Source organism: Streptomyces sp. NPDC005774 (assembly GCF_042871645.1).
GTDB classification, from domain to species: Bacteria; Actinomycetota; Actinomycetes; order Streptomycetales; family Streptomycetaceae; genus Streptomyces; species Streptomyces pratens.
The window spans coordinates 1-19,354 of sequence record NZ_JBIAIV010000017.1; the positions used below are offsets into that span (position 1 = coordinate 1).

Annotated in this window: 16 protein-coding genes and 1 pseudogene; 6 read left to right on the top strand and 11 right to left on the bottom strand. The window is 71.8% G+C overall.

The window, feature by feature from the left end; all coding sequences use genetic code 11:
• From ACFYQA_RS17595 to ACFYQA_RS17620, 6 genes are all read right to left on the bottom strand, one after another.
• The coding region (locus ACFYQA_RS17595; RefSeq protein WP_388918099.1) for an ABC transporter permease at nucleotides 1-414 on the bottom strand (414 nt) is incomplete at its 3' end.
• Nucleotides 415-511: 97 nt separating this feature from the next.
• Nucleotides 512-1,357, bottom strand: a complete 846-nt coding sequence (locus ACFYQA_RS17600; protein ID WP_388918414.1) for a glycosyltransferase family 2 protein — start codon at nucleotides 1,355-1,357, stop codon at nucleotides 512-514.
• A gap of 44 nt (nucleotides 1,358-1,401) precedes the next feature.
• Entirely contained in the window at nucleotides 1,402-2,181 is a 780-nt protein-coding gene (locus tag ACFYQA_RS17605; RefSeq protein ID WP_388918102.1) for a CDP-alcohol phosphatidyltransferase family protein, read from the bottom strand.
• Complete coding sequence (locus ACFYQA_RS17610; protein ID WP_386395369.1) at nucleotides 2,159-3,220, bottom strand: iron-containing alcohol dehydrogenase family protein; 1,062 nt, start codon at nucleotides 3,218-3,220, stop codon at nucleotides 2,159-2,161. The genes ACFYQA_RS17605 and ACFYQA_RS17610 overlap by 23 nt, the downstream gene beginning before the upstream one ends.
• Nucleotides 3,208-3,960: a sugar phosphate nucleotidyltransferase gene (locus tag ACFYQA_RS17615; protein WP_388918105.1), complete on the bottom strand. Its 753-nt coding sequence runs from the start codon at nucleotides 3,958-3,960 to the stop codon at nucleotides 3,208-3,210. Before ACFYQA_RS17615 ends, ACFYQA_RS17610 begins: the two co-directional genes overlap by 13 nt.
• Complete coding sequence (locus tag ACFYQA_RS17620; protein ID WP_388918108.1) at nucleotides 3,957-5,864, bottom strand: DUF5941 domain-containing protein; 1,908 nt, start codon at nucleotides 5,862-5,864, stop codon at nucleotides 3,957-3,959. Before ACFYQA_RS17620 ends, ACFYQA_RS17615 begins: the two co-directional genes overlap by 4 nt.
• A gap of 838 nt (nucleotides 5,865-6,702) precedes the next feature.
• On the opposite strand from ACFYQA_RS17620, the gene ACFYQA_RS17625 reads away from it, so the two are divergent.
• Complete coding sequence (locus ACFYQA_RS17625; RefSeq protein WP_388918111.1) at nucleotides 6,703-7,641, top strand: cation diffusion facilitator family transporter; 939 nt, start codon at nucleotides 6,703-6,705, stop codon at nucleotides 7,639-7,641.
• A gap of 358 nt (nucleotides 7,642-7,999) precedes the next feature.
• Complete coding sequence (idi, locus tag ACFYQA_RS17630; protein WP_388918114.1) at nucleotides 8,000-8,593, top strand: isopentenyl-diphosphate Delta-isomerase; 594 nt, start codon at nucleotides 8,000-8,002, stop codon at nucleotides 8,591-8,593.
• Between the two features lie 135 nt (nucleotides 8,594-8,728).
• Here the strand turns inward: idi and ACFYQA_RS17635 are convergent, their stop codons facing one another.
• Together ACFYQA_RS17635 and ACFYQA_RS17640 are read right to left on the bottom strand one after the other, a co-directional pair.
• Nucleotides 8,729-9,244, bottom strand: a complete 516-nt coding sequence (locus tag ACFYQA_RS17635) for an ATP-binding protein (protein WP_388918417.1) — start codon at nucleotides 9,242-9,244, stop codon at nucleotides 8,729-8,731.
• Nucleotides 9,245-9,566: 322 nt separating this feature from the next.
• Nucleotides 9,567-9,794, bottom strand: a pseudogene (locus ACFYQA_RS17640) (HdeD family acid-resistance protein); the annotation flags it as partial.
• Nucleotides 9,795-9,907: 113 nt separating this feature from the next.
• On the opposite strand from ACFYQA_RS17640, the gene ACFYQA_RS17645 reads away from it, so the two are divergent.
• The 3 genes from ACFYQA_RS17645 to ACFYQA_RS17655 all read left to right on the top strand — a co-directional run bounded on the left by ACFYQA_RS17645 (nucleotide 9,908) and on the right by ACFYQA_RS17655 (nucleotide 13,395).
• Nucleotides 9,908-10,663 (top strand): enoyl-CoA hydratase/isomerase family protein, encoded by a 756-nt coding sequence (locus ACFYQA_RS17645; protein WP_388918117.1) that lies wholly within the window; start codon nucleotides 9,908-9,910, stop codon nucleotides 10,661-10,663.
• Between the two features lie 116 nt (nucleotides 10,664-10,779).
• Nucleotides 10,780-10,911, top strand: a complete 132-nt coding sequence (locus ACFYQA_RS17650) for an LPFR motif small protein (protein ID WP_388918120.1) — start codon at nucleotides 10,780-10,782, stop codon at nucleotides 10,909-10,911.
• Between the two features lie 105 nt (nucleotides 10,912-11,016).
• Nucleotides 11,017-13,395: a Tex family protein gene (locus tag ACFYQA_RS17655; RefSeq protein ID WP_388918123.1), complete on the top strand. Its 2,379-nt coding sequence runs from the start codon at nucleotides 11,017-11,019 to the stop codon at nucleotides 13,393-13,395.
• Nucleotides 13,396-13,540: 145 nt separating this feature from the next.
• On the opposite strand, the gene ACFYQA_RS17660 is transcribed toward ACFYQA_RS17655, so the two are convergent.
• Both ACFYQA_RS17660 and ACFYQA_RS17665 read right to left on the bottom strand, forming a co-directional pair.
• Nucleotides 13,541-15,181, bottom strand: coding sequence for an ABC-F family ATP-binding cassette domain-containing protein (locus tag ACFYQA_RS17660; protein ID WP_388918126.1), 1,641 nt, complete (start codon nucleotides 15,179-15,181; stop codon nucleotides 13,541-13,543).
• A gap of 126 nt (nucleotides 15,182-15,307) precedes the next feature.
• Nucleotides 15,308-16,369, bottom strand: coding sequence for an oxidoreductase (locus tag ACFYQA_RS17665; RefSeq protein WP_388918129.1), 1,062 nt, complete (start codon nucleotides 16,367-16,369; stop codon nucleotides 15,308-15,310).
• A gap of 66 nt (nucleotides 16,370-16,435) precedes the next feature.
• On the opposite strand from ACFYQA_RS17665, the gene ACFYQA_RS17670 reads away from it, so the two are divergent.
• Nucleotides 16,436-17,389 (top strand): FAD-dependent oxidoreductase, encoded by a 954-nt coding sequence (locus ACFYQA_RS17670; protein WP_388918132.1) that lies wholly within the window; start codon nucleotides 16,436-16,438, stop codon nucleotides 17,387-17,389.
• Between the two features lie 105 nt (nucleotides 17,390-17,494).
• Here the strand turns inward: ACFYQA_RS17670 and ACFYQA_RS17675 are convergent, their stop codons facing one another.
• Nucleotides 17,495-19,237 (bottom strand): BCCT family transporter, encoded by a 1,743-nt coding sequence (locus ACFYQA_RS17675; protein WP_388918135.1) that lies wholly within the window; start codon nucleotides 19,235-19,237, stop codon nucleotides 17,495-17,497.
• Nucleotides 19,238-19,354: the final 117 nt, after the last annotated feature.

Sequence of the window (19,354 nt, forward strand, 5' to 3'; positions counted from 1 at the left end):
GCCGAGGTTGCCGGAGATGGCCCGCACCCCCGCCAGCACCGAGCTCTGCGTGAAGGTGAACACGAACACGCCCGTCACCAGGAACGGCACGTAGACGTCGCCGGGGATGCCCCGGCGGGCACCCAGCAGCAGACCGAAGATGAAGAAGTACACGGCCGCGTTCAGCAGCGGGGTCGCCACCTGCCACAGCTGGCCCAGCTTCGCCTGGCTGTACTGCGCGGTCAGCTTCGCCCGGGAGAACGTGAGGATGAAGTGCCGGCGCCCCCAGAGCTGACGGACGTATTCGACGAGCGACGGCCGGGCACCACTCACCGTCAGCCCGTACCTGGCGGCGAGCTCGGCTGCCGTGAGGCCCTCGTCGGGCGGCGCGGACGCGCTGACCGCGACCGTGCCGTCGTGCGTTGTCTCACTCACTGGTGGAAGCTTTCCCTCTTCGAGATGCCGGGCCCGTACGGACCCGGCATGCGCCGGGGAGCCTGGGTGCGGCCCCGATGTTCCGGACACGAGCTTGTCAGATGACAGGAGGCCGGCCCAGCCGGGTCAGCCGCCACACCGTACGCCACTTCATGGGCCGGCGCGGGCCGCAGGGGCTGGTCCACCCCTCCCGGAAACCGCCGAACCAGGCCTTGAGGGCCGGGCGCGACGGCCTGCGGAGCAGGGTGAGCAGCATCCAGGCGCCCAGGTAGAGGGGGACCAGGGGCGCGGGAAGGTTGCGACGGGCCAGCCAGACGCGGTTGCGGGCGACCATGCGGTGGTAGACCGCGTGCCGCGAGGGGGCGGTGGTGGGGTGGTACAGGACCATGTCGGCCCGGTAGTCGATCATCCAGCCCGCGTCGAGGGCCCGCCAGGCCAGGTCGGTCTCCTCGTGTGCGTAGAAGAACGCGTCGGGCAGCACTCCGGCGTCGGCGAAGACCCGGGTGCGTACGGCGTTGGCGCCGCCGAGGAAGGTGGTCACCCTGGAGGAGCGCATCGGGTCGGCGGCGCGCAGCCGGGGCACGTGGCGGCGCTGGGTGCTGCCGGTCTCCGGGTCGGCGATGCGGAAGCTGATGATGCCGAGCTCCGGGTCGGCGGCGAACGCCCGGCGGCACAGCTCGGCGGTGTCGTGGTGGGCCAGGAGGCCGTCGTCGTCGAGGAACAGCAGGATGTCGACGTCCTGGCCGCCCGGGCCGAACGCCTCGATGCCGACGTTGCGGCCGCCGGGGATGCCGAGGTTCTCCGGCAGCTCGACGGTGTGCACGCCGTCGGGGACCTCCGGGACGGGCGAGCCGTTGCCGACGACGGCGACCCGGACCGGGTCGCCGTCCTGCTTGGCGACCGAGTCGAGCAGGGCGCGCAGCTCGTCGGGGCGGTTGCCCATGGTGATGATCACCGCGCCGACCTTGAGGGAGGATCCCACAGCGGTCACCTCAGCCTGCTGGAAGCGAGGACGGACACCAGGTGCAGCAGGGTCTGGAGCAGGGCTATCCCGGCGAGGACGGCGACACCCAGGCGGGTGAAGAACAGGTCGCCCCGGGCGGCGTCGACGATCGCGAGGACCACGATCAGCAGCGACGCCTCCATCCCGAGGATCAGCCGGTGGAACTTCAGGGCTCCGGCGGCCCGGCGGGCCAGCGCCATGCCGGAGGAGCGCGGCTCGGCGGCGGCCTCCTTGACCGGCGGCAGTCCGCCCTGGTGGCGGGCCACACCGACCAGGTCGGTCTCTGCCTTGATCAGGATGGCGCCGAGGGCGGCCAAGGTGCCGAGGAAGGCCCAGAGCCAGTCGATGCGGCCGGTGCCCCACAGGTCGGCGGCGCGCAGGCCGAGACCGACGAGGACGGCCGCGTCGCACAGGTAGGCGCCGACCCGGTCCAGGTAGACCCCGCTGAGCGAGAACTGCTGCTTCCAGCGGGCGACCTCGCCGTCCACACAGTCCAGCAGCAGGTACAGCTGCACCATGACCAGGCCGAGGACCGCCCCCGTGATCCCCGGCACCAGCAGGGCCGGAGCGGCGAGGACGCCGAAGACGGTCATCAGATACGTGAGCTGGTTGGGCGTGACCCTGGTGTTCACCAGGTAGCGGTCCACCCGCAGGGACACCTCACGCATGTAGAGGCGTCCCATCCAGTGCTCACCGCTGCGCCGGTCCTTCACCCCCGCGGGGTGGACGACCGGACGGAGTTCAGCTACCGATGGCCTTGACATAGTCGGCGTAGACGTCCTTGATCTGTTCGGTCTTCAGGTCGAGATGTTCGAGGATCGTGAAGCGGCCGGGGCGGGTCTCGGGGGCGAATTCGACGACTTTGACGAACTCCTCCGCCGTGAAGCCGATCTCCTGAGGCAGCACCGGCAGTCCGTGCCGGCGCAGCACGTCGGCCATGTACACCGACTCGTCGTGCGCGCCGCGCAGGTACATCGCGAAGGCCGCGCCCAGGCCGCACTGCTCTCCGTGGGCGGCGGCCCGCTTGGGGTAGAGCAGGTCGAAGGCGTGGTTGATCTCGTGGCAGGCCCCGGAGGACGGCCGCGAGTCGCCGGACACCGACATGGCGATGCCGCTGAGGACCAGTGCCTCGGCGAGCACCTGGAGGAAGTCGTTGTCGCCGATGCCTCCGGGGTGGCGCAGCACGGACTCGCCGGCCTGCCGGGCCATGGCGGCGGCGAGCCCGTCGATCCGCTCGCCCTTGACCCTGCAGGCCAGTTCCCAGTCCGCGACGGCGGAGATGTTGGAGACGGCGTCGCCGATCCCTGCGCGTACGAAGCGCGCCGGGGCGTTCCGGATGATGTCGAGGTCGATGACGACCGCGATCGGGTTCGGCACGCCGTAGGAGCCGCGGCCCGCGTCGTTGTCGAGGGTGGCGACCGGCGAGCACAGGCCGTCGTGCGCGAGGTTCGTCGGCACGGCGACCAGGGGGAGGCCGACGCGTGCCGCGGCGAACTTGGCGCAGTCGATGATCTTGCCGCCGCCCAGCCCGACGACGGCGTCGTAGTGACCGGCCTTTATGGCGCCGGCCAGCCGGACCGCGTCGTCGAGGGTGCCGCCGCCGACCTCGTACCAGGTGGCGCCGGGCAGCGACGGGGAGAGCCGCTCGCGCAGTCCGGCGCCGGAGCCGCCGCTGACGGCGACGGCGAGACGGCCGGACTGTGCGATGCGCTCGTCGGCGAGGACCCCGCCCAGGTCGTCGAGGGCACCGGGGCGGATGTCGACGACGAGGGGGGAGGGGATGAGCCGGGTCAGTACTGGCATGCGATCTCCCGTCCACGGGTGAGATCGGCGTGGTTGTCGATCTCCACCCAGTCGACGTCGCCGATGGGCGCCACGTCGATCCGGAAGCCGCGGTTCACCAGTTCCTGGTAGCCGTGCTCGTAGAACTGCTGCGGGTCGGTCTCCCACACGGTCTTCAGCGCGTCGACGAGTTCGGGGGCGGCGTCGCCCTCGATGAGGGTGACGCCGATGTACTCCCCGGTCGCCTCGGCGGGATCCATGAGCTTGGTGATCTTCGTCATGCCCTTGCCGGGGTCGACGACGACCTTCATCTCCTCGTCCGCGAGGGACTTCACGGTGTCGAGGGCGAGGATGATCCGCCTGCCCTCGCCGCGGGCGGCGAGGAGCGTCTTCTCGACGGAGACCGGGTGCACGGTGTCGCCGTTGACGAGGATCACGCCGTCCTTGAGGGCGTCCCGGCCGCACCACAGGGAGTAGGCGTTGTTCCACTCCTCGGCCTTGTCGTTGTCGATGAGGGTGAGCTTGAGGCCGTACTTCTGCTCCAGGGCCGCCTTGCGCTCGTACACGGCCTCCTTGCGGTAGCCGACGATGACGGCGGCCTCGGTCAGGCCGATCTCGGCGAAGTTGCCGAGGGTGAGGTCCAGGACCGTCGGTTCGCCCTCTACACCCGCGGGCCCCACCGGCACCAGCGCCTTGGGCAGGGTGTCGGTGTAGGGGCGCAGACGCCGTCCGGCGCCGGCCGCCAGCACGAGGCCGATCATGCGGGTTCTCCTTCATCGTGTACGGCGGGTGCGCCGCCCCGGTGGGCGGCCACCCAGAAGCGGATGCTCTCGAGGAGCACCAGCAGGGCCACGGCCACGGCGAGCACCGTGAGCGCGACGGCGAACTGTGAGGCGGTGAGCAGGGCGGCCAGGACGACGACCGCCAGGGTGCGGCCGTCGTGCCCGCCGATCGCCCGCACCAGCCAGGGCGGGGGCGCGCCCGCGTCGCCGCGGATGCGGTAGACCGTGTCGTAGTGATGGTAGGCGACGGCGGCCACCAGACCGTAGGCCGCCGGAAGCGCTCCGTTAACGCCGGCGCCTGCCGCCAGTGCCAGGACGGTGCCGTACTCGGCGGCGCGCAGGAACGGCGGGACCAGCCAGTCGAGGGGGCCCTTGAGGGGGCGGGCGACGGCCAGGGCGGAGGTCAGGACGTACAGGAGGGCGGCGAGGACGGGCCACGGTCCGCCGAAGCCGGTCAGCGCGGCCGTGGCGACGACGGCCCCGCCGCCGAGCAGGGCGACGGCGGGGGCGGTGAACCCGGGCAGGCGCCGCGCGGTGGGCTTCAGCACCCCGGCGAGGCGTTCGGCGAGCGGTCCGCTGTCGGCGAGGTCCGCGAGGGCGCGCGCCGCGCGGTCGGTCCTGCGGGCCTTGCGGGTGAGGGAGCGCAGGACACGGCCGGCCGTGGTGTAGGTCGCCGCGAAGGCACAGCCGATCAGCAGGGCGTAGAAGGTGATGCGGGGGGTCGTGAGGGCCGTGAGAACGGCGATCATCGCCCAGCGTTCACCGATCGGGAGGACGATCATGCGGCGCGCCCAGACCGTCCAGCCGACGCTGTCGAGCTTGCCGGAGAGAGCGGCGGTGGGACTGGTGTCGGCGGCCGTGCTGTCGGCGTTCGCCTCGTTGAAGGAGAAGTCCACGACGTGCCGGCAGGTCTGCAGGACCATCGCGCCGAGGGCGAGGGCCCATACGTCGTCGCCACCGCGGGCCGCGCCGAGGGCGAGGCCCGCGTAGTAGGCGTACTCCTTGGCCCGGTCGAAGGTGGCGTCGAGCCAGGCGCCGAGGGTGGAGTACTGCAGGGAGTAGCGGGCGAGCTGGCCGTCGGTGCAGTCCAGCACGAAGGAGGCGAGGAGCAGAACACCGGCGGCGACGAAGCCCGGGCGGGTACCGGTGGCGGCGCAGGCGGCCGCTATGAGCGCGGTGAGCAGGGAGGCGGTGGTGACCTGGTTGGGGGTCAGTCCGCGCCGTGCGCACCAGCGGGCGATGTAGCGGGAGTACGGGCTGATGCAGTAGGTGGTGAAGAAGCCGTCACGGGCCTTGACGGCCGACTTCAGCCGGACGGCCTCGTCGTCCACGGCTGCGACGGCCTGCCGGGCCTCGTTGCGGGCCTGCGGGTCGTCGGGGACGGTGGCGACGAGGCTGCCGAGGTCGGGGCGGTGCGGGTCGCTTCCGTCGGCGCTCAGGGCGGCGACGATGCGGTCGAAGAGGGTTCCGGTGAGGGTGGTGCCCGCGGGCGTCGGGGTCCCGCCGGACGCGGTCCCACCGGCATCACCGGTCGCGGCCTCCGTGGTGGCGGCGGCCTCCGTGGTGGCAGTGGTGTCCTCGCGGGCCGTCGCGCGGGCCATCGCGAGGGTCAGGGCCTGACGCGCGGCCGGCTGGGCGGTGACGGCACCGGGGATCGCGGCGAGCGGGAAGCGGGGGTCGGTGAGGCCGAGGCGCAGCGCGTGCTCATGGCCCACGAACCGGACGTCGACGACGGCGACCCGCTGTCCGGCGGGCACCTCGGCGAGCAGGGTCCCGGCCTCCTCGGTGCCGGACGCGATCCGCACGTCGAAGCCGAGGGAACGCAGGTCCGCCTCGATCGACGAACCCGGAACCGGCTGACCGGTGAGGATGGCGGTCGACAACCGAATCTCACTCCCTGGATGCCGACGCTTCCACGCCGGTCGTGTACATGGTGGGGGCGGCCGTACGAGGCCTCCGGGCGGCATGTCGGCTGAGGTTAGCGGATGCCCCTGAACCCGCGTTCACCGCCCGTTCGGCGGCTGGATCGTTGTGGTTCCACCTGCGTCCCTGCCGCGATCATCATCGGGGATAGCGGGGCCGGCCCACAAACCGCCCCCCTAGAAGGGGCATTGAGGCGCATAGCGGGCATCGCCCCGGCACGGGCACCGTGCGGCGCGGGCCGGGTCACCGGGGCAGGCCCCATCGTCGATGAAGGCGGTCGGCCTTGGACGCACGAGGCGGACCATGATCGACACATCGACACCAGGAGCGGGTCGTCGGCCTCTGACCAGCACAATGTCCGTATCGAGGTCCGCGGGCAGCCCGGTGGAGGTCCCGAGCCGACGGCCCGGTCCACACCGTACCGCCGGGGAGGACGAACGCCCTCCCGCCCCCGCGCCGGGCACCGCGGGAGCGGGCACTCCACGTTCCCGTACCGGCGGTCGCGCACGGCGAGCCCGGCGCGGGTCTCCTGTGGATCTCGTCACGGAGGACACGCTCCGCGACTCGGCACATGCGCACGGTGAGGCCGGTCCGAGCCCCGGCGGCATCCGCGGCCGCGGCCCGGCGGCACCGCCGACCGGGTTGTCCGCAAGAAACGCGCACCGCCCCGAGCACGTCTGACCTGCGAACCGTTTACGCAGGTCAAGGCACATGACAACGGTGTTCAGTGCCGCGTTGCCCGATACCCCCGACCCGTAGTTCACTGTGATCCGGACGAGTCATGGAGGGACGGCTTTCATGGGGGCTGGGCACGATCACGGGCACGCGCACGGCGCGCACGCCGGCGGTACGGCGAGCGCCGCGTACCGCGGCAGGCTCCGGGCGGCGCTGGCGATCACGCTCGGTGTCATGGTCGTCGAGATCATCGGCGGTCTGCTGGCCGACTCGCTCGCCCTCGTCGCCGACGCGACGCACATGGCGACGGACGCGCTGGGGCTGGGCATGGCCCTGCTGGCGATCCATTTCGCGAACCGCCCGCCGAGCGAGCACCGCACCTTCGGCTACGCCCGCGCGGAGATACTCGCGGCGCTCGCGAACTGCCTGCTGCTGCTCGGAGTGGGCGGTTACGTGTTGTACGAGGCGATCCAGCGGTTCATCGCACCGGCCGACACCGAGGGCGGGCTGACGCTCGTCTTCGGCGCGATCGGCCTGGTCGCCAACCTGGTGTCGCTGGCACTGCTGATGCGCGGGCAGAAGGAGAGCCTGAACGTGCGCGGGGCGTTCCTGGAGGTGGCTGCCGACGCGTTCGGCTCGGTCGCGGTGATCGTCTCGGCACTGGTCGTCGTGGCGACCGGCTGGACGGCCGCCGACCCGATCGCCTCCCTCGTGATCGCCGTGCTGATCGTGCCCCGCGCCTTCAGGCTGCTGCGCGAGACCCTGGACATCCTGCTGGAGGCGGCGCCCAAGGGCGTGGACATGGCCCAGGTCCGGGCGCACATCCTGGGCACGCAAGGCGTCGAGGACGTGCATGATCTGCACGCCTGGACCATCACCTCGGGCATGCCGGTGCTCTCCGCGCACGTGGTCGTCAGCTCCGATGTACTCAGCGCCATCGGACACGAGAAGATGCTGCACGAGCTGCAGAGCTGTCTGGGCGACCACTTCGACGTGGAGCACTGCACCTTCCAGCTGGAACCGCGCGGTCACGCGGAGCACGAGGCGCGGCTCTGCCACTGAGACGGCACCCTGTTGCGGGGCCGCCCGAGCGGCGTGACATGACGACGTGCCGTGACGACGGTGCGTGCGGGGTGCGGCTGGGGCGGGAGGCGCCGCTGGGGCGTGAGGCCGGTATGCGTGCGCCGGAGGGAGCATCCTCCCGCCCCCGTACAGGCGCCCTTTCCCTCATGGCGCCCCGCTCCTCGCGGTTCTCCCGTCGCTGGTCCGGGCAGACCATCCACCGGGCCCCTCTTCCGGCCCATGGCCTGCGCCGGCCGCGGGCCGGACCGCCGCGGGACATGCGGACGGTGCGGGGAGTGCCGGGAGTGCCGGACTCGTGCGGCAGACTTGGGGCGCGAAGACCGAATGAAGGATGGGTATGCCGATCACACCTGCCACCGCGACGCACAACCCGTCGAGCCCTGCCGCCGAGGCGATTCTGCTGGAGCTGGTCGACGAAGACGGCGTGACGCTCGGCACTGCGGAGAAGCTCGCCGCCCATCAGCCCCCGGGGCAGCTGCACCGGGCGTTCTCGGTGTTCCTCTTCGACGAGCACGGGCGGCTGCTGATCCAGCAGCGGGCGCTGGGCAAGTACCACTCCCCCGGTGTGTGGTCCAACACCTGCTGCGGGCACCCCTACCCCGGTGAGGCCCCGTTCGCTGCGGCGGCCCGGCGGACCTTCGAGGAGCTGGGGCTGTCCCCGTCGCTGCTCGCCGAGGCGGGCACGGTGCGCTACAACCACCCGGACCCGGCCTCCGGTCTGGTCGAGCAGGAGTACAACCATCTGTTCGTCGGCATGGTGCAGGCACCGCTGCGGGCGGATCCCGAGGAGGTGGCGTCCACCGCGTTCGTGACCCCGGACGAGCTGGCCCGGCGTCATGCCGAGGACACCTTCTCGGCGTGGTTCATGACCGTGCTGGACGCGGTCCGCCCGGCGATCCGGGAGCTGACGGGACCGTCTGCGGGCTGGTGACCGCGCCGTCTGCGGGCTGGTGACCGCGCGGGGGCCGGTCGCGGATCTTCCTGCACTCGATCGTCGGGCCTGCCCGGGCCCGATCGTCGGGCCTGCCGCCGGTGGTGACCGTCGGAGCCTGTGCGCGTGCGGCCGTCAGGCCTGCGCGGGTTTGAGCGGCAGGGCGGCCCAGATCACCTTGCCGCCGCTCGCGGTGTGCTCGACGTCGCACATGCCGTTCGACTCTCGGGTGATCTCGCGCACCAGGAGCAGTCCGCGTCCGCCGGTGCGGCCGTGGTCCGCCTCCAGGGCGGTCGGGCGGTAGGGGTGGTTGTCCTCCACGGACACCCGGACCCACTCGGCGCCGACGGCGACCTCGACGGCGAGCGTCGGAGAGAGCAGTGCCGCGTGCCGTACGGCGTTGGTGACCAGTTCCGAGACGATCAGCAACAGCCCCTGGACCACCTCGTCGGCGACCGGCACCCCTTGGCGCAGCAGCAGGTTCCGTACGGCGTGGCGCGCCTGCGGGACCGAGGCGTCGGCAGCGGGGGCGGTGAACCGCCAGACGCCTTCGTACGGCAGCGGTGCCGATCTCGGTGGTGCGGTCTCCGCCTCGGTGGGTCTGTCCTCGTCCTCCGGGCGTGGGCCGGGCCCACGCCCCTGGTCGCCCATTGTCCGGTCGCCACCCTCACGCTCGATTGTCACCACACGTCGAGTGTTGGTAACTATGCGCGTCACACCGAAGCCCTGAACAGAAGTCAGCGGATATCGAGCGTTTCTGACCGTTGACGTATGTCGTAGTGGATTGTGGGACTTTTCTTGTCTGTCTTATGTCGTGTCGGCGGACTATTCGGGTTGTACGGGTTTGACGCCCGGCCCGGCGCTCTCCGGGCCCGCCAGTCAGTCGGAGACCATGCCCACGATCCTGCGCCCTCCGTAGCCGGTGGCGATCAGACCGAGCCCGTCGAAGAGCAGGGTGAGCAAGAAGAAGGTGCCGGGCCTGGACGGCGTGCAGCAGCGAGACCACGCCGCCGATCAGCAGCAGCAGCAGCAGCAGCAGCAGCAGCCAGCCGAACAGCACCATCGTCGTCAGAGTGGCGAAGCCGGTGTGGACGAGACCGATGAGACCGGCGACGACCAGGATCACGCCGAGTGCGGCGAGCCGGCCGAAGCCACTCTTCAGTTCGGCCGCCTCGCCACGCGGTGCGGTGGACTTCGCCACGATTGCCCCCCGTATGTCCGCTCTCTGTCGTTCTCCCCTGCCCCCGATGTCGCGTAACGCTTCACGTGCTCCAGCCGATCAGCGCCCCGGCGGGGGCGGATAGCATCCGGCGCATGGAGCCGCAGCTGTCGCACAGCGTCACCGGATCGGTCGCCACGGTCGTCATCCGTCATCCGTCGAAGCGCAACGCCATGACGACCGCGATGTGGCGCGCGCTGCCACCGCTGCTCGACGCGCTGGCGGACGACGCCGGGGTGCGGGCGCTGGTGCTCACCGGCGAGGGCCGGACGTTCTGCGCCGGGGCCGACATCTCCACGCTCAAGGGGTCACCGCAGGAGGCGCAGCGGCTCGCTGTGGCGGCCGAGGAGGCACTCGCCGCGTTCCCCAAACCGACACTCGCGGCGGTCCGGGGCCACTGTGTCGGCGGCGGGGCACAGCTGGCGGCGGCCTGCGATCTGCGGTTCGCGCAGGAGGGTGCGGTGTTCGGGGTGACCCCGGCCCGGCTCGGGATCGTCTACCCGGCCTCCTCCACCCGGCGGCTGGTGTCGCTGGTGGGGCCCTCCGCCGCCAAGTACCTGCTGTTCTCCGGCGAGCTGATCGACACCGCGCGGGCGCTGCGCACGGGGCTGGTCGACGAGGTGCTGCCCGTGGACGGACTGGACCGGCGGGTCGCGGAGTTCACCGCGATCCTGGCCTCGCGTTCGCAGCTGACCCAGGCCGCGGCGAAGGAGTTCGCGAACGGGCGCACCGACCGTGACGCCCACTGGAGCGGCCGGGCACAGGGCAACGGCGACACGGCGGAGGGGGTCGCGGCCTTCCTGGAACGAAGGCCGCCCCGGTTCAACTGGAGCCTGCCGGGACGGCGGTAGGGCACGGCGTCCGCAGCGAGCAGGCACGCCGAAGCCTTGACGAGGTACCCGGAGGTCATCACTCCGTCCGTCCCGCCCGGGGCGGACGGGACACCGAAGACCGAAGGAGAAGACACGTGTCGCGTGCCGTCGCGGATGTCCTGCGTCAGATCGGCGGCGCCGTCGCCACCGTCGTGACACTGCCGTTCCGGGCGGTGGCCCGGCTGTTCGGGGGTGCCTCGTCGGCGGGCCGGGGCCGGCGCACCTGACCCGGCGCGCACCACCGCCCGGCGCGTCGCCGCCCTGATCCCCGATTGTCGGCGTCACCTGCCACAATTGCCGCGCAACCTCAGCGAAGAAGGCGGTACGGGATCGTGACGACACCCCTCCAAGGGTCCATCGAAAACAGGATCGCCGGGGAGCTCGGCGTACAGGAGCGGCAGGTCAGGGCCGCCGTGGAACTGCTCGACGGCGGTTCGACGGTGCCCTTCATCGCCCGCTACCGCAAGGAAGCCACCGAGATGCTCGACGATGCGCAGCTGCGCACGCTCGAGGAGCGGCTGCGCTATCTGCGGGAGCTCGAGGAGCGTCGTACGACGATCCTGGATTCGGTGCGCGAGCAGGGCAAGCTCAGCGAGGAGCTGGAGACGCGGATCCGGAGCGCGGAGACCAAGGCGCGCCTGGAGGACGTCTATCTGCCGTACAAGCCCAAGCGGCGTACCAAGGCGCAGATCGCGCGGGAGGCGGGACTCGAACCGCTGGCGGACGGGCTGCTCGGTGACCCGGGTGTCGACCCCCTCGCCGCGGCTGCCGCGTTCGTGGACGCCGGCAAGGGTGTCGCCGATCCGCAGGCCGCCCTGGACGGCGCGCGGGCCATCCTCACCGAGCGGTTCTCGGAGGACGCCGACCTGATCGGCGAGCTGCGGGAGCGCATGTGGGTGCGCGGGCGGCTCGCCGCCAAGGTCCGCGAGGGCAAGGAGGAGGCGGGCGCGAAGTTCTCCGACTACTTCGACTTCGCCGAGCCGTTCACCGAGCTGCCCTCGCACCGGATCCTGGCGATGCTGCGCGGCGAGAAGGAGGAGGTCCTGGACCTCGTCCTGGAGCCGGAGGAGGCGACGGTGGGCCCGTCCTCGTACGAGGGCACGGTGGCCCACCGGTTCGGGATCGGCGACCGGGGCCGCCCCGCCGACAAGTGGCTGCTCGACACCGTCCGCTGGGCGTGGCGCACGCGCATCCTGGTGCATCTCGGCATCGACCTGCGGCTGAGGCTGCGTACGGCGGCCGAGGACGAGGCGGTGCGGGTGTTCGCGGCGAATCTGCGCGACCTGCTGCTCGCCGCTCCGGCCGGTACCCGCGCGACGCTCGGTCTCGACCCGGGCTTCCGTACGGGCGTGAAGGTCGCCGTGGTCGACGCGACCGGCAAGGTCGTCGCCACCGACGTGATCCACCCGCACGTCCCGGCGAACCGGTGGGACGAGTCGATCGCCAAGCTGGCCCGGCTCGCGAAGGAGCACGCCGTCGAGCTGATCGCGATCGGCAACGGCACCGCCTCCCGCGAGACCGACAGGCTCGCCGGCGATCTCATCACCCGGCACCCCGAGCTGAAGCTGACGAAGGTGATGGTGTCCGAGGCGGGAGCCTCGGTGTACTCGGCGTCCGCGTTCGCCTCGCAGGAGCTGCCGGACATGGACGTGTCGCTGCGCGGGGCGGTGTCGATCGCGCGCCGGCTCCAGGATCCGCTGGCGGAGCTGGTGAAGATCGACCCGAAGTCGATCGGTGTCGGCCAGTACCAGCACGACTTGTCCGAGGTGAAGCTGTCGCGTTCGCTGGACGCGGTGGTGGAGGACTGTGTGAACGGCGTGGGTGTGGACGTCAACACGGCGTCCGCGCCGCTGCTCGCCCGGGTCTCCGGCATCACCTCCGGGCTCGCCGAGAACATCGTGGCCCACCGGGACGGCAACGGGCCGTTCGGGTCCCGCCGCGAGCTGAAGAAGGTGCCGCGGCTCGGCCCCAAAGCGTACGAGCAGTGCGCGGGCTTCCTGCGGATCCGCGGCGGCGACCCGCTGGACGCCTCCAGCGTGCACCCGGAGGCCTATCCGGTGGTCCGGCGCATGATGCAGAAGTCCGGTGAGGAAGTCGCCTCCCTGGTCGGCAACACGGCGGTTCTGCACTCGCTGAGGCCGCAGGACTTCGTGGACGAGACGTTCGGTCTGCCGACCGTCTCGGACATCCTCAAGGAGCTGGAGAAGCCGGGGCGCGACCCACGGCCGGCGTTCAAAACCGCTGCCTTCAAGGAGGGCGTGGAGAAGATCTCCGACCTGGCCTCCGGGATGATCCTGGAGGGCGTGGTGACGAACGTGGCGGCCTTCGGCGCGTTCGTCGACATCGGCGTCCACCAGGACGGTCTGGTGCATGTCTCCGCGATGTCGAGGACGTTCGTCAAGGACCCGCGGGACGTGGTGAAGCCGGGCGACATCGTCAAGGTGAAGGTTCTCGACATCGACATTCCGCGCAAGCGGATCTCGCTGACGCTGCGACTGGACGACGAGGCCGCCGAGCAGACCGAGGCCCCCGGCGGGCGCAGGCAGCGCGGCGGGGCACGCCCGCCGCAGCAGCGTCAGGGGCAGGGCCGTGTTGGGGGCGGCGGTCGCGGAAGCGGCGGGACGCGTCAGACTCCCGCGCCGGCGAACAACGCGATGGCCGACGCCCTGCGCAGGGCGGGGCTGGTCGACCGGAAGAAGGGCAAGAGCTAGGTTTCGCGTCGGCCGACGGCCCGGTTCCTCCACCGCGGTGCGAGGGGCCGGGCCGTCGGTCCGTTCCGCGTCGTCCTGGCCAGTGCTCCGTCGGGCCCCGGTCGTTGTCCGGTCCGCGCCCGCTCCGTGGTCGGTCCGGGCCCGGTCAGTGCTCGATGACCTTGCCGTCGGTCACTTCCAGCCGGCGGGTGACGTGCACCGCGTCGAGCATGCGCCGGTCGTGGGTGACGAGGAGCAGGGTGCCCTCGTAGGAGTCCAGGGCCGATTCCAACTGTTCGATGGCGGGCAGGTCGAGGTGGTTGGTCGGCTCGTCGAGGACGAGGAGGTTGACGCCCCGCCCCTGGAGGAGGGCGAGGGCGGCGCGGGTGCGTTCGCCCGGCGAGAGGGTGACCGCCGGACGCATCACATGGTCCGATTTGAGGCCGAACTTGGCCAGCAGGGTGCGGATCTCGGCCGGTTCGGTGTCCGGAACCCCGGCGCGGAAGGCGTCGAGCAGGGCCTCGGGGCCGTGGAACAGCGCGCGGGCCTGGTCGACCTCGCCGAGCAGCACTCCCGAGCCGAGCGCGGCGTGCCCGGCGTCGACCGGGACGCGGCCCAGCAGGGCGCCCAGCAGGGTGGACTTCCCGGCGCCGTTGGCGCCCGTGACGGCGACCCGGTCCGCCCAGTCGATCTGCAGGGTGACCGGCCCGAGTACGAAGTCGCCGCGCCGTACCTCGGCGTCCCGCAGCGTCGCCACCACCGCGCCGGAGCGCGGGGCCGCCGCGATCTCCATGCGCAGCTCCCACTCCTTGCGCGGCTCCTCGACCACATCGAGGCGTTCGATCATGCGCTGGGTCTGACGGGCCTTGGCGGCCTGCTTCTCGCTGGCCTCGCTGCGGAACTTGCGGCCGATCTTGTCGTTGTCGTTGCCCGCCTTGCGGCGCGCGTTCTTGACGCCCTTGTCCATCCAGGACCGCTGGATCTGGGCCCGGTCCTGGAGCGCGGACTTCTTGTCGGAGTACTCCTCGTACTCGTCGCGGGCGTGCCGGCGGGCCACGTCCCGTTCCTCCAGGTAGGCCGCGTAGCCGCCGCCGTAGAGGTTGATCCGCCCCTGGGCGAGGTCGAGTTCGAGGACCTTGGTGACGGTGCGGGTGAGGAACTCGCGGTCGTGGCTGACCACGACCGTGCCGGCGCGCAAGCCACCGACGAAGCGTTCGAGACGCTCCAGGCCGTCGAGGTCGAGGTCGTTGGTCGGCTCGTCGAGGAGGAAGACGTCGTAGCGGGACAGGAGGAGGGAGGCGAGGCCGGCGCGGGCCGCCTGGCCACCGGACAGGGCGGTCATGAGGTGCTCCGGGCCGACGGTCAGGCCGAGGGAGGCGGTGACCTCCTCGGCGCGCTCCTCGAGGTCGGCGCCGCCCAGGGCCAGCCAGCGCTCCAGGGCTTCCGCGTACGCGTCGTCGGCACCGGGCGCCCCGTCGACCAGGGCCTGGGTCGTCTCGTCCATCGTCCGCTGGGCCTCGGCGACACCGGTACGGCGGGCCAGGAAGTCCCGGACGGTCTCGCCGGGCCGGCGTTCCGGCTCCTGCGGGAGATGGCCGACGGTCGCCGTGGGCGGGGAGAGCCGCAGCTCGCCCTCCTCCGGCGCGGTGAGCCCGGCGAGCAGGCGCAGCAGGGTGGACTTGCCGGCGCCGTTGGCGCCGACCAGGCCGATCACGTCGCCGGGGGCGACGACGAGGTCGAGGCCGGTGAACAAGGAGCGGTCGCCATGGCCGGCGGAGAGGTTCTTGGCGACGAGGGTGGCAGTCATCAGACTGCCGATCCTAGCCTTCGCGCGTCACCCCTCGGCCACCCGGTTCCGGCCTCCCCCGACCGCCGCGCTCCCTCTGGCCTCCCCCCGTACGTCTCCCCCCTACACGCTCCCCGCCACCGGTGCTCATCGCCGCACCGCCGTGGTCAGGACCGCCCCGGCGGTGCGGGCCACCAGGTAGGACTCCCCCCTGACCGTCCTCGGATCCAGAGGAATGCGGTGGCGGCCCGGTTCCAGGACGCCGTCGAAGACTTCGCGGGTGTGGGTGCGGGCGAGGCGGTCGACGCGGTATGCCGTGAGGTGCACCCGGCACGACGAGGTGACCTCGACCTCCGCGTCGGCTCCCCCGGCGGCTCCCCCGGCGGTTTCCGCCGAAGCCGCCGAGGCCAGGGTGGTCAGAGCGGTCAGGCGGCGCTGCTCGGGCGGGCTGCGGTCCAGGGCGTGCTCGGTCCGGGCGACGAGCAGCGGGACGATCGGGGCGCGGCCGTCGACGCAGGGCACGTCGATGCCGGCGGCGGCGAAGGCGGCGCGCACGGCGTCCTGTTCGGCGGGACCGGCCGACCGGCCGAAGACGACGGCGCCGTAGCCGCGCAGTTCGTCGGCGGGGACACCGTCGGCGTCGTGGGCTATGTCGGCGCCGACACCGATGGTGCGCAGGGCCGCGGCGAGCTTGGCCAGCAGGGCGACACGGGCGCCGATCAGCAGGACGCGGCGGCGGGTGCCCTGGCCGCCGGCCGGCAGGGCCGCGAGTGCCGTGCGGTAGTCGGCGCCGCGGAAGCGGAACGGGCCCAGACCGTGGTACCCGTCGCGCTCCAGGTCGGCGTGTTCGCCGGTCTGCCAGGCGAAGTCCCGCCAGATGTAGTCCTCGCCGTCCCGTTCGATGGCGGCGGTCACCGCTCCGCAGGCCAGGTCCTCGCAGTCGGGGCAGCCGTAGACGATGTACCGGCCGGCCGGCAGCGGTGCCTCGGTCTCCAGCAGCAGGCTGCGGACCTGGGCGGTGAAGATGGCGGGTGGGATGTCGGAGGCGAGCGGGGAGACGGCGTCGAGGTCACAGAGGCGGAACAGCAGCGGGCGTCCGTCGACGACGAAGTCGACGAAGTCCCGGTGGACCTGGTGGTCACCGCCGGAGAGGAGTCCACCGGCACGGATCGCCGGTGTCAGGCCGAAGGTCGCGTACTCGGCAGGCATGGGGTGAGTATTCCCGCAGCAGGGCGGATCTGAGCACGGCATGACATATTCCGCTAACGTCCCCGCATGGAAAGCGAACCGGTCTTCGATGTCCGTGTGATCGGCGGCGGGGTCGTCGGGCTGACGACGGCCGTCGTCCTCGCCGAGCGGGGCGCGCGGGTACGGCTGTGGACGCGCGATCCGGTCGAGCGGACCACCTCGGCGGTTGCCGGGGCACTGTGGTGGCCGTACCGGATCGAGCCGGTGGCGTCCGCGCACGCGTGGGCGCTGCGTTCACTGGACGTGTACGAGAAGCTGGCCGCGCGGCCGGAGGTCACCGGCGTACGGATGGCCGAAGGGGTCCTGGGCGGGACCACGCTGGACGAGGTCGGCGCCTGGGCCGCCGCGCGACTGCCGGAACTGCGGGTGTCGAGCACCGAGGAGTACTCCTTGGGGCCGGGTGTGTGGGCCCGGCTGCCGCTCGTCGACATGCCGGCCCATCTGCCCTGGCTGCGGGAGCGGTTCGTGGCCGCGGGCGGGGTGGTGGAGGAACGCGCGGTGACGGACCTCGCCCGGGCGGACGCCCCGGTCGTGGTGAACTGCTCGGGGCTGGGGGCACGCGACCTCGTGCCCGATCCCACGGTGCGTCCGGTACGGGGGCAGCTGGTCGTGGTGGAGAACCCCGGGATCCGTACCTGGACGGTCTCCACGGCCGCCGACGGGACGACGGCGTACGTCTTTCCGCAGCCGGGGCGGCTGGTGCTGGGCGGTACGGCGCAGGAGGACGACTGGTCCCTGGAGCCGGATCCGGCTCAGGCGGAGGCGATCGTGCGGCGGTGCGCGGCGTTGCGGCCCCGGATCGCGGGGGCGCGGATCCTGGAGCACCGGGTGGGGCTGCGGCCCGCCCGCGACACCGTCCGCATCGAACGCGAACCGCTCCCGGGCGGGCGGACGCTGGTGCACAACTACGGCCACGGCGGCGCGGGCGTCACCGTGGCCTGGGGCTGCGCGGAGGAGGCGGCGGAGCTCGCCCTGGGGTGAGGCGGCGGTGCGGCCCCGGAAACGGACGGGCCGGCCGCCCCTCGGAATCGGGGGGCGGCCGGCCCGTCCGCTGTGGCCGTTGACGGCCGCAGCGGCTGTCGGCGGTCAGGGTTCGGTCGGTGCCTCGTAGTGCTTGCCGACCGGGTCGCCCTCCACGTCCGTGCCTGCCCCGGGGCCGATACGGAGTTCGAATTCGCCGTCGTACTTCGTGTGCCCCGCGATGACGGCCAGGTCGACCGCCTCGGAACCCACCTCCCTGCGCACGATGACCGGGTCCCGGCGCAGGTCGCGCATGAGCGCCACACACATCAGGATCATCACGATGACGAACGGGGCCGCCGCGAGGATCGTGATGTTCTGCAGGCCGGCCAGCGCGTCGCCCTCGCCGCTGCCCACCAGCAGCATGATCGCGGCGACCGCTCCGGTGACCACGCCCCAGAACACCACCACCAGGCGGCTCGGTTCGAGCGACCCCTTCTGTGAGAGCGTGCCCATCACGACCGAGGCCGCGTCGGCGCCCGAGACGAAGAAGATGCCGACGAGGATCATCACCAGGATGCTCGCGGCGGTGGCGATGGGGTACTGCTGGAGCACCGCGAACAGCTGACCCTCGGCCGTCGACTCGTTACCGAGCCGGCCCTGCTCCTGGAGCCTCATCGCGGAGCCGCCGAAGACCGCGAACCAGACCAGGCTGACCGTGCTGGGCACGAGGATGACGCCGCCTATGAACTGGCGGATCGTACGGCCCCGGCTGATACGGGCGATGAACATGCCGACGAACGGCGTCCAGGAGATCCACCACGCCCAGTAGAAGACCGTCCAGCTGCCCAGCCATTCGGCCACTCCCTCACCGGCGCTGGCCTCCGTGCGGCCGGCCAGCTGGGGCAGTTCGCGCAGGTATCCGAAGACGGAAGTGGGCAGCAGGTCGAGGACGAGGACCGTCGGCCCGGCCACGAACACGAACAGGGCGAGCACCAGGGCCAGCACCATGTTGGTGTTGGACAGCCACTGGATGCCCTTCTCCACGCCCGACACCGCGGAGGCGACGAAGGCGACCGTGAGCACCGCGATGATGCCGACGAGCAGTCCCGTGCTCACCTCGTCCATCCACTCCAGCTCCTGCATGCCGGAGCCGATCTGCAGCGCGCCGAGCCCCAGGGAGGCCGCCGAACCGAAGATGGTCGCCACGATGGCGAGGATGTCGATGACGCGCCCGACGCCGCCGTTGGCGTGCTTCGATCCGATCAGCGGGGTGAAGACGGCGCTCACGGTCTGGCGCCGGCGCCGGCGGAAGGTGCTGTAGGCGATGGCGAGGCCGACCACGGCGTAGATCGCCCACGGGTGGAGCGTCCAGTGGAAGAGCGTGGTCGCCATGGCCAGTTCCATGCGCTCGCCCGAATCGGCCGGGCTGGTGCCCGGCGGCGGCGTGAGGTAGTGCGCCAGCGGCTCACTGACGCCGTAGAACATCAGGCCGATCCCCATGCCCGCGCTGAACATCATCGCGACCCACGACACGGTGCGGAACTCGGGTTCCTCGCCCTCGGTGCCGAGACGGATCCGGCCGTAACGGCTGGCCGCCAGCCACAGGGCGAAGACGACGAAGCCGGAGGCGGCCAGCATGAACGCCCAGCCACCGTTGTGCATCAGACCCGAGAGCGCGCTGCTCGAAACGTCCTCGAGCGAATCGGTCGCGGTGGCGCCCCAGATGACGAACGCGACGGTGAGCACCGCCGTGACACCGAAGACCACCCGGTCGGTCCGAGGGGCCCCGCGGCCCGCCAGGCCCGTTTCCGAGCCCGGTAGAGGGCCCGCCGTATGATCCTTGTCGCTGTGCTGGTCCTTCGTCACGGGCGGCACCTTTCATCAAGCCACTGGGCGGAGAATCACTTCCCCAGCCATGGGCGTACCACCTTTGGCGCAAAATTCACCTCTGCAGCGGTCACGTTCCTGTCAACCGGCGGGCGG

Coding starts and splice junctions, on each gene's coding strand:
- ACFYQA_RS17600 (WP_388918414.1), bottom strand. CDS start 1,357: ATGGGCAACCGCCCCGACGAGCTGCGCGCCCTGCTCGACTCGGTCGCC.
- ACFYQA_RS17605 (WP_388918102.1), bottom strand. CDS start 2,181: ATGTCAAGGCCATCGGTAGCTGAACTCCGTCCGGTCGTCCACCCCGCG.
- ACFYQA_RS17610 (WP_386395369.1), bottom strand. CDS start 3,220: ATGCCAGTACTGACCCGGCTCATCCCCTCCCCCCTCGTCGTCGACATC.
- ACFYQA_RS17615 (WP_388918105.1), bottom strand. CDS start 3,960: ATGATCGGCCTCGTGCTGGCGGCCGGCGCCGGACGGCGTCTGCGCCCC.
- ACFYQA_RS17625 (WP_388918111.1), top strand. CDS start 6,703: ATGGGGGCTGGGCACGATCACGGGCACGCGCACGGCGCGCACGCCGGC.
- idi (WP_388918114.1), top strand. CDS start 8,000: ATGCCGATCACACCTGCCACCGCGACGCACAACCCGTCGAGCCCTGCC.
- ACFYQA_RS17635 (WP_388918417.1), bottom strand. CDS start 9,244: ATGGGCGACCAGGGGCGTGGGCCCGGCCCACGCCCGGAGGACGAGGAC.
- ACFYQA_RS17645 (WP_388918117.1), top strand. CDS start 9,908: ATGGAGCCGCAGCTGTCGCACAGCGTCACCGGATCGGTCGCCACGGTC.
- ACFYQA_RS17660 (WP_388918126.1), bottom strand. CDS start 15,181: ATGACTGCCACCCTCGTCGCCAAGAACCTCTCCGCCGGCCATGGCGAC.
- ACFYQA_RS17665 (WP_388918129.1), bottom strand. CDS start 16,369: ATGCCTGCCGAGTACGCGACCTTCGGCCTGACACCGGCGATCCGTGCC.
- ACFYQA_RS17670 (WP_388918132.1), top strand. CDS start 16,436: ATGGAAAGCGAACCGGTCTTCGATGTCCGTGTGATCGGCGGCGGGGTC.